Source organism: Solidesulfovibrio fructosivorans JJ], from assembly GCF_000179555.1.
GTDB lineage: Bacteria > Desulfobacterota > Desulfovibrionia > Desulfovibrionales > Desulfovibrionaceae > Solidesulfovibrio > Solidesulfovibrio fructosivorans.
Window position 1 is genome coordinate 20668 of the sequence record NZ_AECZ01000041.1, and the last position, 13101, is coordinate 33768.

9 protein-coding genes are annotated in these 13101 nt (G+C 66.1%); 6 read left to right on the forward strand and 3 right to left on the reverse strand.

Annotated features, from left to right (window positions below; translation table 11 throughout):
- Positions 1-98 precede the first annotated feature (98 nt).
- Together DESFRDRAFT_RS18550 and DESFRDRAFT_RS18555 are read right to left on the reverse strand one after the other, a co-directional pair.
- Positions 99-1511: a sensor histidine kinase gene (locus DESFRDRAFT_RS18550; RefSeq protein WP_005996523.1), complete on the reverse strand. Its 1413-nt coding sequence runs from the start codon at positions 1509-1511 to the stop codon at positions 99-101.
- A complete protein-coding gene (locus DESFRDRAFT_RS18555; RefSeq protein ID WP_005996524.1) occupies positions 1495-2166 on the reverse strand; it encodes a response regulator in 672 nt (223 codons plus the stop codon). The genes DESFRDRAFT_RS18550 and DESFRDRAFT_RS18555 overlap by 17 nt, the downstream gene beginning before the upstream one ends.
- Before the next feature lie 371 nt (positions 2167-2537).
- Here DESFRDRAFT_RS18555 and DESFRDRAFT_RS22770 point away from each other — a divergent pair, with 371 nt between their 5' ends.
- The 5 genes from DESFRDRAFT_RS22770 (at position 2538) to DESFRDRAFT_RS18575 (ending at position 8837) form a co-directional block, all read left to right on the forward strand.
- Complete coding sequence (locus tag DESFRDRAFT_RS22770) at positions 2538-2711, forward strand: hypothetical protein (RefSeq protein ID WP_005996525.1); 174 nt, start codon at positions 2538-2540, stop codon at positions 2709-2711.
- Between the two features lie 177 nt (positions 2712-2888).
- Positions 2889-3281, forward strand: a complete 393-nt coding sequence (locus tag DESFRDRAFT_RS18560; RefSeq protein ID WP_005996526.1) for a CBS domain-containing protein — start codon at positions 2889-2891, stop codon at positions 3279-3281.
- A 39-nt stretch (positions 3282-3320) separates the two neighbouring features.
- Entirely contained in the window at positions 3321-3821 is a 501-nt protein-coding gene (locus DESFRDRAFT_RS18565) for a hypothetical protein (protein WP_005996527.1), read from the forward strand.
- 129 nt (positions 3822-3950) lie between these two features.
- Positions 3951-6380, forward strand: a complete 2430-nt coding sequence (locus DESFRDRAFT_RS18570; protein WP_005996528.1) for an EAL domain-containing protein — start codon at positions 3951-3953, stop codon at positions 6378-6380.
- Between the two features lie 297 nt (positions 6381-6677).
- Positions 6678-8837 (forward strand): HAMP domain-containing methyl-accepting chemotaxis protein, encoded by a 2160-nt coding sequence (locus DESFRDRAFT_RS18575; protein WP_005996529.1) that lies wholly within the window; start codon positions 6678-6680, stop codon positions 8835-8837.
- Between the two features lie 88 nt (positions 8838-8925).
- On the opposite strand, the gene DESFRDRAFT_RS18580 is transcribed toward DESFRDRAFT_RS18575, so the two are convergent.
- The gene (locus tag DESFRDRAFT_RS18580; protein ID WP_005996530.1) at positions 8926-11595 is read right to left on the reverse strand and encodes a valine--tRNA ligase; all 2670 of its coding nucleotides are present in this window, start codon (positions 11593-11595) and stop codon (positions 8926-8928) included.
- A gap of 141 nt (positions 11596-11736) precedes the next feature.
- Between DESFRDRAFT_RS18580 and DESFRDRAFT_RS18585 the strand changes: the two genes are divergently transcribed.
- A complete protein-coding gene (locus DESFRDRAFT_RS18585) occupies positions 11737-12993 on the forward strand; it encodes a BPL-N domain-containing protein (protein ID WP_005996531.1) in 1257 nt (418 codons plus the stop codon).
- Positions 12994-13101 lie beyond the last annotated feature (108 nt).

Sequence of the window (13101 nt, forward strand, 5' to 3'; positions counted from 1 at the left end):
ACCCCGGTCCCCGGCCTTGCCGCAATCATGCCCGAGCCGGCCGGCCTTGACAACGTCTTTTCCCGTTTTTCGGACCGTGCCCGGGGCTTGCGGCCGCGTTACAAGGCGGACTGTTCCCCCACGGTCGCCGCCGGCAGGCTGAAGGTGAACCGGCTGCCCTTGCCCGGAGCGCTTTGCACGTCGATGACCCCGCCATGGGCGAACAGGACCGCCCGCACAAGCGACAGCCCAAGCCCCAACCCCCGCCGGGACCGGCTCTTGTCGGCCCGGTAGAGGCGGTCGAAAATGCGGGGGATGTCGTCGGCGCCGATGCCCTCGCCCGTGTCCGCCACGCAGACCGACACCATTCCGTCGCGCAACCGGCCGGAAAGCTCCACCCGCCCGCCGACCGGGGTGTATTTGACGGCATTGTCCAGCAGATTGGCCAGCACCTGCCGCATGCGGTCCACATCGGCCACCACCGGCAGCGGCCCGGTCGTGTCCACGACCACGGCCACCCCTTTTTCCTCGGCCACATACTGGTACAGCTCGGCCGTCTCCCCGATCAGCGCGGCCATGTCCGCCCGGCCCAGGCGCAGGCGCATGGCCCCGGTCTCGGCCTCGGAGATGTCCATGAGGATGCCGAGCATGGACACCATGCGCCGGGTCTCCTCGGCGCAGTCGAGCAGGGCCTCGCGCAAGGCCTCGGGATCGGTCTTGGCGGCGGCCACCTCCACGGCGGCCAGGGTCCGGGTGGCCGGGGTGCGCAGGTCGTGGGCCACGTTGTCCAGCGCCTCGCGCATGCCGGCAAGCAGCGCCTTGATCTTGTCGAGCATGGCGTTGAACAGCAGCGCCAGCTCGTTGAGTTCGTCATCGGCCCCCACGGCCGGGACGCGGGCGTCCATACGGCCGGTGTCGATGGCCCGCACGGTGTCGATGAGATTCTGGATGGGCTTGAGCACCCGCCTGGCCAGCACGAAGCCGGCGGCCAGGCCGATCAGGGCCACCGGGGCCATGATGCCGGCGAAAATCACCCGGAACTGCCGCAGCAACCGCTCGCGGTCGCTGGCGTCCTTGCCCATGTACACCACGCCGCCGCCGGGAAGCGCCCGCGAGGCCACTTCCAGCAGGGCGGCATCCTTTTTCTGGGGCAGGAAAAACCACTGGATGCCCGCGCCCGGGGAATCGCTCTCGAGCTTTTCCGGCAAGGGCGGCAGATCGCTCGGGGAAAGGTTGAGCAGCCGCTTCCCCTCGGCGTCGACGATGCGCAGGTAATATTCGTCGTAGTCGTAATTCTCGCGCTCGGTGCGCACGAAATCGACCAGACCGTTCAGTCCCTTCTTGAGCCCGATGGAGGCGTATTCGCGCAGTTTCTGGGCCATGGCCACCCGGTCGCCCTGACGCACGGCGTCGGAGAGCAGCGAATAGGCCAGGAGAAACAGGATCAGCGCGCTGGAAATGAAGATCAGGGAATAACGGACGGTCAGACGGACGGTGGTGGAACGGAAAAGCGCCCTACTCTTTGAGGACATACCCGACCCCGCGCAGGGTATGCAGCATCTTCCTGTCCCAGTCCCGGTCGATCTTGTTGCGCAGCCGGCACACCAGCACGTCCACCAGGTTGGTCTGGGGATCGAAATGGTAGTCCCAGACATGCTCCATGATCATGGTCTTGGAGAGCACCTTGCCGGGATTGCGCATGAAATACTCGAGCAGGGCGAATTCGCGCGGCTGGAGCTGCACGGCGGTTTCGCCGCGATGCACCTCCCGGGTGAGCAGGTTCATGGACAGCTCGCCCACGGTCAGCCTGGTGGGTTCGGACACGCTGGAGGAGCGGCGGATAAGCGCCTGGACCCGAGCCAGGAGCTCGGAAAAGGAGAAGGGCTTGGAAATGTAGTCGTCGCTGCCGGTCTCGAGTCCCCGCACCCGGTCCTCGACCGAACGCTTGGCCGACAGGATGATGATGGGCGTGTTGACCTTGCGCCGGCGCAGCTCCTCGATGACCTTGAGGCCGTCGAGGCCGGGCAGCATGACGTCGATGACGGCCACGGCGTAGGGCTCGGTCGCGGCCAGATGCAGCCCGTCCAGCCCGTTCGCGGCATGGTCCACGGCAAACCCGCTTTGGCGCAGGCCTCCGATGATAAACGACGCGATTTTCTCGTCGTCCTCGACGAGCAGAATCCGCATGGGCCGTTTTTCCTTGTCCCGTTCGTCAGCGGACACGGGGCTTGCGCTCCCTTTTCCCGCCCGATCTCTTGGCATGGTGTACATGGTACGGCTCATAAAGGCCAGTGGACGGGAGCGCCACAGATTTCCCCTTATTTTCACATCTGTAATCGCCCGGCAAGGGTGCCGCAACTTACCGGAATATAATGCTTTTCATCTTTCACTCCTGTAATGCTGGCGTAAGTGGCCGGAAAGGGGATCGGGCATAGACCGCATGTGTCGACTCGGGAGACACATCGCCCGGTCGACGCGGGAGCACCGGCCCACGTGGGGCCCGCCTCGTCGGCTGGGGGGGATTCGCCAGATTCGAACACCGCCTAAGGAGCGTCACCATGAAAAAGATCATTGTTTTCACCGTCATTTCCTGCCTGCTCGCCACCTCCATGGCTTTCGCCGGCACCAAGAAGAAAAAGCATAAAAAGCCCACCAAGAGCGACAGCTACTCCGTCGTCGAGATGCTGAAGGCCAAGAAGAAGGCCAAAAAGGGCACCACCCCGGCCAACTAGGCTTGGGGGAAGAGTTGCCGCGGCTTGCGGGCCGCAGGAAGGCCGGGGTTTCCCCGGCCTTCTCTTTTGCCTGGCCGGCGTCGGCCAGGCTTCCCGGCGGCCGCCTTGACTTGACGCCACGATTCGGCAAGGATTCCGTGAAACGGATTCCTGTCGCCGTATCTTCGGAGTCACAGCATGCTTGTAGCCGATTTGATGACCAGCCAATTACGCTGCCTTCGCGAGTCGGACAGCCTGGCCGACGCCATAGCCCTCATGCAGGAACTTTTCGTCCGCCATATCCCGATTACGGACGCGGACGGGCAACTCGCGGGGCTCGTGACCCAGCGCGACCTGTTGTCCCTGGAAAACAAAAAGGACCCGGTCACGGCGCTTCGGGACGTCATGTGCACGGACCTGGTGACCGTGGCCCCGGACACATCCCTGCGCGCGGCGGCCGAAACCATGATCTACAACAAGTTCGGCTGCCTGCCCGTGGTCGAAGACGGCCGGTTGGTCGGCATCATCACGGAAACCGATTTTCTCAAGCTCGCCATTTTCCCCATCGCTCCCCGGCGCGACGAGTCGTAACAAGCGCGTCCGGTCGCAAGCCAAACGGAGGCGCCCCCCATGACCCCGTCGCGTCACCTGCCCGTCCTGGTTTTCATCCTGCTTTTGGCCACGGTCCTGCCGCCCCGCCCGGCAGGCGCGTCCGATCTGACGCGCTACAAAGAGTTGCGCAACGATTTCGTCAAAGTGACGGACATCGAGGAGCGGATGCGCACCGAGGAAAAATACGTGCCCACCGGCAACAAGGTGACATTGGAGAAGGTGCCCTACAAGGAAGTCGTCGTTACGGCGGAGCTGCGGCGCAAGCCGCCCTCCAGCATGGACTCGCTTTTAAGCGACCAAGCCAACCCGCTCCTTCGCATCTGCATGTCCCGCTTCGACGCCGCAGACAAACCCCTGGACGACGACTGCCAGTCCCTGCACTTCCAAAGCATGGTCAAGGGCAATGTGGGCACGGCCGTTTTCCGGCTCACCGAAGACACGGCCCGCTACGAGTTCCGCGTGGCCCAGAAGCAGGGAGACAAGGGCTCGGCCATCAAGTTGTGGTATCCCACCAATTGATAGGACCCGCCAAAGCCGCTTTATGACAGTTGCGTGAAGAAACCTTCCTGCGCTACCATGACGCCATGACGTCGCCGGAAGCCCCTGGCGACGCCCCGACACACCGCTTTTGCGTGGCAGGGGGTTTTCATGGCGCCTCCCCGCATTCTGATCGGCGAACAGGACCGCGTCGCGGCGGCCTGCCTGGCCGCACTCCTCGATAAAAACGGCTACGTGCCGCTCGGCCCCACGGCATCCTGCCGGGAGACCCTGGAAAAGGCGGACGACGACCGCCCGGACCTGGCCGTGCTGCGCCTCGACCTCGAAGGGGCCTGCGACGGCGCGGACGCGGCGGCGCTTTTGCGCGAAGGCCACGGCATTCCGGTCATCCTCCTGGCCCGAAACGGCGACGCCTGCCCCCTCGATCCGGCCCGCCGGGCCCAGGTCAACTTCCTTTTGCCCCATCCCCCGGACGACCAGACGCTCCTGGCCGCCGTGGAGACCAGTCTGGCCCGCCAGCGCCTGGAAAAGGCCCTGGCCGCCGGCCAGGCCCAAAGCCGCGCCGTGTTCGCCGCCGCGACCACGGCCCAGTTCCTGCTCGATGCGCGGGGCCTCGTTCGCGAAGCCAATCCGGCCGGGGAAAAACTCTTCGACCGCGCGCCGGGGACCCTCCCCGGCGTGGCGTTCGCGACCCTGTTCGCCCCGGAGGACCGGCCACGGCTCGACCGGCTGCTTCCCGCCGCCCTTGGCGGGGAAACGGCCCGCGCCCGCGTCCGGGGACGCCTGCCGGGCGGCGGGACCATTCCCCTGGCCGTCACCTGCGTTCCCCTGCCCGCCGGCGAGGGTCCCCGGTTCCTGCTCGAAGCCAGCCCCACCCGGGCGCCGGGAGCGCGGCCGGACCAGCCGGACCTGGAGCTGGAACGCTGCCCCGAGGGCTTTTTCGTGCTCGACGCCGAGGACCGGCTGCTTGCGGCCAATGCCGCCGCCTGGGGCATTTTCGGCCTGTGCGCTCCGCCGCCCCACGGCGCGCTCGTGACCAAGACGCTGCCCGAGGAGCTGGCCACCGCCCTGTCGCGCGACGCCGGACGGGTCATCGCCTGGAACGAGCCGGTCCGCAAGGAAGTGACCGTATCCATCGACGGCGCGGACAAGACGCTCTTGCTGGCGCTTTTCCCCATGGGCCACGACGAGGGTTCGCGCCTGGCCGGCGGGCTCGTCACGGACATCACCGACCGCAAGCGCCTGGAAAGCCAGCTGGCCCACATGGCCTTTCACGATCCGCTCACCGGCCTGCCCAACCGCTCCCTGTGCCTGGACCGCATCCGCCAAGCCATCGAGCGCTCCAAACGGCGCGATAACTACCAGTACGCCGTGATCTTCCTCGACCTCGACCGGTTCAAGGTCATCAACGACAGCCTGGGCCACCACATGGGGGACAGGCTCCTGGAGGGCGTGTCCAAGCGGCTTCGGGAATGCGTGCGCGGGCTCGACACGGTCTCGCGCCTGGGCGGCGACGAATTCGTGGTGCTGCTCGAGGAAACCGGCTCCTACCGGGAGATCGTGCGCATCGTCAAACGCATCCGCAGCGCCGTGGGGGAAGTCTTCCAGTTCTGCGACCACGACATCCACGTCACCTGCTCCATGGGCATCGTCATCAGCCCCTGCCTCTACGACAAGCCCGAGGAGCTCCTGCGCAACGCCAACATCGCCCTGCACCGGGCCAAGGGCGAAGGCCGAAACCGCTTCAAGGTCTTCAACACCCGCATGCTCGAGGACGCCATCCGGCTGATGGACCTGGAAAGCGCCTTGCGCCTGGCGCTCGACCGGGGGGAATTCTTCCTCGACTACCAGCCGATCCTGTCGCTGAGCGACCGCAGCCTGCAAGGCTTCGAGGCGCTGGTGCGCTGGCGGCGTCCGGGCAAGGGCGTGGCCTCGCCAAAGGACTTCATTCCCGTGGCCGAGGATACGGGCCTTATCGTGCCGCTGGGGCTGTGGGTGCTGGAGGAGGCCTGCCGGACCATGGTGCGCTGGCAGACGGACTTTCCCCAGGTGCTGGCCATGTCCATGAGCGTGAACCTCTCGGCCAAGCAGCTCACCCAGCCGACCCTGGTCGAGGACGTGGAGCGCATCCTGCGCGCCACCGGGCTCGATCCGCATGCGCTCAAGCTCGAGATCACGGAAACGGTCATCATGGACAACCCGGAAGTGTCGATCCTGCGGCTCAAACGCCTCAAGGCGCTCGGGGTACGCCTGTCGGTGGACGATTTCGGCACCGGCTACTCGTCGCTGTCCTATCTCCAACGCTTTCCCATCGACACGCTCAAGGTCGACCGCACCTTCGTCAGCGAGATCGAAGCCAACGAGAACCGCAAGATCGTCGGCGCGGTGGTGGCGCTGGCCCACAGCCTGGGCCTCGACGTGGTGGCCGAGGGCGTGGAGCTGGAGGCCCAGTCGGCGGTGCTGACCGACTTCGCCTGCGAGGCCGGCCAGGGCTTTCTCTTCTCGCGGCCCATCGCCCGGGAGGATGTGGAGCGCATGCTCGATAGCGGCGGCTGCGCCCTGGGGCAGGCCGAACCGTAGGCGAGGATTCCCTTTCCGACCCCGAAGCGATCGGGCATTTTTCCGATCCCTCGATCCCTGGCGCGGCCAACCATTTTTCCTCAATAACCATGGCGAGGTGCGTATCCTTCCGCCCCGCCGAAGGCTTTTGGCCGACGGCCAAGTATTGCGGCCGCCGGCTCCGCGCTCTTGTTTTTTCCCAACACCTAGGGCAGATTGTTTTTTGTCACTAAAGTAATATGCATCATAACCTGCCGTAGCGTGTTGAAGGATGTGGAAGCCCAGGCTGGCATTGACTCTAGCACAGAGGATCTTCGTATGAAAAACATGAGGCTTGGACTCAAGATCGGCATAGGCTTCGGGTGCCTGATTCTAATCGCTTGCGCTCTCGGTCTCCTCGGCGTCTTCAACATGTACAGTGTGGAAAAAACTTCCGAGACACTTTCAAGTCAATACATTCCCGAAACGGGTATCGCCAACGAAATCGAGCGCACATCCTTGCTCACCATGTACGCCATGCGCGGCTATTCCTTGAGCATGGAGCGGACGTACCGGGAGCAGGCCCAAAAGGAGTCCGAAAACGTGCGCCAGGCCCTGGCCAAGGCCCATGAGCTGTCGACCAAATACCCAGGGTTGGTGCGCCTCAAGGCCGATCTGCCGAAAGTTCAAAACGAGGTGGACGCCTACAATGGCCTGTCCGACAAGACGGAAAAACTGATCAACGCCCTTCTCGCCTCGCGCCAGAAGATGGACGCCGCGGCGGCGGAGTTCGTCGAGAGCGTGGAAACGCTCTCCGCGAGCCAACAGAAAAAGTTCGCCCAGGAGATTCAAACCCAGGCGGACTCGGCCCGCCTGGCCGAACGCCTCGGCAAGCTCGCCGACATCGAGGCGATCATCAAGATAGGCTTTGACATCCGGGTGAAGAACTTCAAGGCCCAGGCCGTCAATGACAAAAGCATCCGCGCCGAGGCGTTGCAAATGTTTCCCAAAGTGGAAGACGTCGTCGAACATCTCACCTCCGTCACGCGGCAAGAAGCGGACAAACAGGAAATCGGGCATGTGCGAAAGGCCCTGGCGGGCTACAAGAGCGCCATGATGGCCTTTGACACGAATACCGCCGCCCTGTCCGAACTTGGCGTCGAGCGCAACCAGCGGGCGGCCGAGATCGAAGAACTGGCCAAGGACATGGCCAAGGCGGGCATGACCAACACCCAGCGGCTGTCCGACGAGGCCGTGGCCGAGCTTGAGACGGCAAGCACCATCATGGTTTCCGGCCTCGTCGCCGCCCTGCTCCTTTGCATCGGCATCGCGCTCTCCCTGACCCGGACCATCACCCGGCCGATCCTGTCCAGCGCGGTCTTTGCCGACCGGGTGGCCGGCGGCGACCTCGACGGCGTGCTCGACATCCACCAGGGCGACGAGGTGGGCAAGCTCGCCGACAGCCTGCGCACCATGGTGGAACGGCTCAAGGAACGCATCCAGGAAGCCGACGCCCGCTCGGCCGAGGCGGCCGAGGAAGCGGCCAAGGCCAGGGAAGCCATGGACCGGGCCGAAGCGGCCCAGCGCGACGCCACGGCCCAGCGCGACGCCATGCTGACCGCCGCCGGCACCTTGCAGGAGGTGGCCCAGAACACGGCCACCGCCTCGGAAGAACTCTCGGCCCAGATCGAACAGGCCAGCAACGGCGCGACCCAGCAATCCCACAGCGCGGCCGAGACCGCCACGGCCATGGAAGAGATGAACTCCACCGTGCTCGAGGTGGCCAAGAACGCCTCCATGGCCGCCGGCACCGCCGACCAGGCCAAGGAAAAGGCCCTGCGCGGCAAGGAGGTCGTGGGCGAGGTCGTGCGCGGCATCGACACGGTGCAAAACCACGCCCGGGAGTTGCAGCGCGACATGGAGACCCTCGGCGAACGGGCCAGCGGCATCGGCGCGATCATGAACGTCATCTCCGACATCGCGGACCAGACCAACCTGCTGGCCTTAAACGCCGCCATCGAGGCCGCCCGGGCCGGCGACGCCGGGCGCGGCTTCGCGGTCGTTGCCGACGAAGTCAGAAAGCTGGCCGAAAAGACCATGAACGCCACCAAGGAGGTGGGCGACGCGGTCACCGGCATCCAGCAGGGCGCGGCCGGCAACGTGGACAAGGTCAAGCGGACGGTGGAGACCATCGCGGACACGACGCAGCTCGCCAACCAGTCCGGGGAAGCGCTCAACGAAATCGTGTCCCTGGCCGACATGGTGGCGAGCCAGATTCAGTCCATCGCCACGGCCTCGGAGCAGCAATCGGCCACGAGCGAGGAGATCAACCGCAGCATCGACGACATCAACCGGATTTCCATGGAGGCCTCGGAAGGCATGCGGCAATCGGCCCAGGCCATCTCCGGCCTGGCCGAACAGTCGAGCGTGCTCACGCGCCTGATCGCCGAAATGCGCGGCGGAGAGGCCGGCGGCTCGGCCAGGGCTCTGCCCGCCTAGGTCCAAGCGCCCCCGACCAATACAAAGCGAAGCGGGCGGCCCCGGAAGGGACCGCCCGCCTTTCATTGCGCTATCGTGCAGCGGCCGCTTATTCGGCCATGAGCTTTTTGATGCGGTCCTTGAGCTCCCGAAGCCGCGCCAGCCGTTCGCCAAGCGCCTCTTGCTTCTCCCGCTCCTTGGCCACCACTTCCGCCGGCGCGCGCGACACGAAGTCCTCGTTGCCGAGCTTCTTCTCCACCACGGTCAGTTCCTTGACCGTCTTCACCTCTTCCTTGGACAGGCGCAGAAACTCCACATCGAAATCCACGGCCCCGGAAAGCGGCACGTAAAGCGCGCAGGTCCCGGCCGCCGTGGAGGCCGACGCCTTGGGCGCGGCGATCTCGAGCCCGGCCTCGAAACGCTCCAGCTTGGCCAGGAAAACGATCATGGCCGTGTTGGCCGTAAGCGACGCCACCTCGCTGTCGTTGTCGGCATGGACCAGGGCCGTCAGCTTCACGCCCGGATTGATGTTGAGCTCGGCCCGGATGTTGCGCACCCCGACCACAACGGCCTTGAGGAGCTCCATGTCGGCCTCGGCCGTCTCGGAGACGAGCCCCGGCCGCGCCCCGGGAAAGGACATGCGGGCCAGGTTGGGGTCGGCCACGCCCGGCAGCTTGCTCCAGATCTCCTGGGTGACGAAGGGCATGAACGGATGCATGAGGGTGAGCACCTCGGAGAGCACCGTGAAGAGCACCCGCTTGGCCGCGCCCTTTTTGGCCGCGTCCTCGCCGCCGAGGTCCACCTTGGCCATCTCCAGGTACCAGTCGCAAAATTCCCGCCAGAAAAAGCCGTAGAGCTCCTGGGCCGCGTCGTTGAACTGGTAGCCCTCGATGGCCCCGGCCACCTTCTCCTTGAGCCGCTCCAGGCGCGAGAGGATCACGGCATGGCAAAGCCCGGCCTTGGCCGCCTCCTCAAGGGGAATGTCCGGCGCGCCCTCGCCGATGTGCATGAGCGCGAACCGGGCCGCGTTCCAGATCTTGTTGACGAAATGGCGGTAGCCCTCGATGCGCTCCTCGGACAGCTTGATGTCGCGGCCCATGGCGGCAAAAGCGGCCAGGGTGAACCGCAGCGCGTCCGTGCCGTACTGATCCATCATGGCCAGCGGATCGATGCCGTTGCCAAGGGATTTGCTCATCTTGCGGCCCTCGGCGTCGCGCACCAGGGCGTGGATGTAGACTTCCTTAAACGGCACTTCCTTCATGAAATGCAGGCCCATCATCATCATGCGGGCCACCCAGAAAAAGAGGATGTCGAAGGCGGTGCTGAGGACCGTGGTCGGGTAAAACGTCTTCAGTTCCTTGGTCTCGTCGGGCCAGCCAAGGGTGGAAAACGGCCACAGGGCCGAGGAGAACCAGGTGTCCAGCACGTCCGGGTCCCGGGTCAGCGTCGTGGCCCCGCACTTCGGACACGCGGTCGGGTCCTCGCGGGAGACGATCAGCTCGCCGCAGGCGTCGCAGGTCCAGGCCGGAATGCGGTGCCCCCACCAGATCTGGCGCGAAACGCACCAGTCGCGGATGTTGTCCAGCCAGTCGTAGTAGGTCTTGGTCCACTGGTCGGGCAGGATGGCGGTGCGGCCGTGTTCCACGGCCTCGCGGGCCGCTTTGGCCAGGGGGCCGGTTTTGACGAACCACTGCTTGGACACATACGGCTCGATGACCGTGCGGCAGCGGTAGCACTCGCCCACGTTGTGCTCGTAGTCGCGGATGTCGTCGAGAAGCTTTTGTTCCTTGAGGTCCTCGATGACGACCTTGCGCGCCTCGGCGCGGTCCAGGCCGCGGTACTTCTCGGGCGCGTTCTCGTTGATGTTGCCGGCCTCGTCCTGCACGGCGATGACCTCGAGGTGGTGTTTGCGGCCGAGCTCGAAGTCGTTCATGTCGTGGGCCGGCGTGACCTTGAGGCAGCCGGTGCCGAATTCCCGCTCGACATAGGCGTCGGCGATGATGGGCAACCGCCGGCCGACCAGCGGCAATATGGCGTGCTTGCCCACGAAATCCTTGTAGCGCTCGTCCTCGGGATGCACGGCCACGGCCGTGTCGCCGAGCAGGGTCTCGGGGCGGGTGGTGGCGATGGTGAGGAAGGAGCCGGGCATCTCCTCCACCGGGTAGCGGATATGATAGAGCTTGCCGATGTGCGGCGCGTATTCCACTTCCAGGTCGGCTAGGGCGGTGTGGCAGCGCGGGCACCAGTTGATGATGTAGTCGCCCCGGTAGATGAGTCCCTCTTCATAAAGGCGCACGAACACCTCGCGCACGGCGCGGGAGAGGCCTTCGTCGAAGGTGAAGCGTTCCCGGGTCCAGTCCACGGACGCGCCGAGGCGCCGGATCTGGTTGAGGATCTTGCCGCCGTATTCGGCGCGCCATTTCCAGACTTCCTCGATGAAGGCCTCGCGGCCGATGGCCTCGCGCGAGACGCCCTTGGCCGCCAGGGAGCGCTCCACCACGTTTTGCGTGGCGATGCCGGCATGGTCCGTGCCCGGCACCCACAGGACGTTGCGGCCCCGCTGGCGATGGTAGCGGCACAGGATGTCCTGGATGGTGATGTTCAGCGCGTGGCCCATGTGCAGGGCCCCGGTCACGTTGGGCGGCGGGATGACGATGCTGTACGGTTCGCCCGGCCCGTCGGGGTCGGGAGTGAAGGTCTTGTCTTCCTGCCAGTATTTGATCCACCGGGCCTCGACATCGGCCGGTTCGTATCCCTTGGGTAGGGCCTCGCTTGTCATGCTGCGCTCCTTGGAAAAAGGCGGCGCAAAAGCGCCGCTCAAGCGGCCTTGGATACAAAAGATCGCCGCCATTGTCACTGTCATGCGCCCGCGCGCGGCCCCGCGCCTTGCCGCCCGCGCGCCGAGACGCTAGGTTGTCCCATGGCCGCGCGGTTTCTCGTCCTGTGGGACCATTCGCACTTGTGGGGATTGCTGTTATGCCGGGGGCTTGCCGCGCTGGGAGCCGCGGCGCGTCCTGTCAGTTGCGAGGAGGTCGCCGCCGGGGCGCTCTGGCGCGAGTCGCCGACCGCGCTGTTCGTCCCCGGCGGATTCGCCCGGCGCAAGTTCGCCGCCCTGGGGCCGGCCGGCACGGCGGCCATCCGCGACTACGTGGCCGGCGGCGGCGTTTACTGCGGCTTTTGCGGCGGGGCCGGGCTGGCCCTGTCCCACCCCGACGGGCTGGCCCTTTGCTCCTGGACGCGCCGGACCTTCACCGAACGCCTCGACCATCTGGTCAGCGGCCATGTGCGGCTGCGCCTGGACCCGGATTCGCGCCTGACCCCGCCCGACTTTCCCCCGACCATGGCCGCCCCGGTCTGGTGGCCGGCCGGATTCTGTCCGCCCGAGGACGGCCCCGACCCGGACGTGGCCGTTGTCGCGGCCTACGCCGGGGCCGAAGCGGACCTGCTCCTGGCCGACATCGCCCTTGGCGGCATGTCCGAGGCCCTTCTGGGCCAGTGCCGGGAGCGCTTCGGCGTGACCCTCACCCCGGCCTTTCTCGAGGGGGGGGCCTGCATGCTTTCCGGCAGCTTCGGCAAAGGACGCTACGTCCTGTCCCACGCCCACCTGGAAACGCCGGATTCGCCCCAGGCCAACGCCTGGCTGTCCCATCTGCTCACGGTCTTCACCTGCGGCGACGCCTTCGGCCGCGTCGTGCCGGACTGGGACCCGGCGGCGCTGCCCGCGCGCTTCGACGACGCGCACCTCAACGCGGCCCGCAAGGCCATGAACGCCGCCATCGTCGCCGGCCGGCAGGCCCGGTTCCTCTTCCCGCGCAACACCTGGCTGCTCGGCTGGCGGCCGGGCATGCCCGGCTTTTCCCTGTCCAACCTGGCGGCCATGCTGGCCGGCGCGGCCGCCCTGCCCCCGACCGGAGCCGCCCGGGACTACTGGAGCGAGGTCGGCCCCGACTTCGCCGCGCGCATGCGGGACTTCGCCACGCGGCTGGAAACGTTCTTCCCGGCCCGACGGCTCGAAATCACCCTGTCCCTGGTCGACGGCCCGGCCACGGCCGACCCCGACCTCGTGGCCGAACGCCGGGAACTCTTCGGCCAGGGCCCGGGCGGCGGCGGCCTGTGCGCCGCGCTGACCGACACCCTCGACTGCCTCCTGCTGCGCCTGCTGCAAAAAGAGCCTTGAAAAGGAAACCGGGGGGAACCCTTTCTGAAGAAAGGGTTCCCCCCGGACCCCCTTCCCAAAGACTTTCAACGGTTACAGCGTGTTAACGCTAGAACACCTGTAACCGTT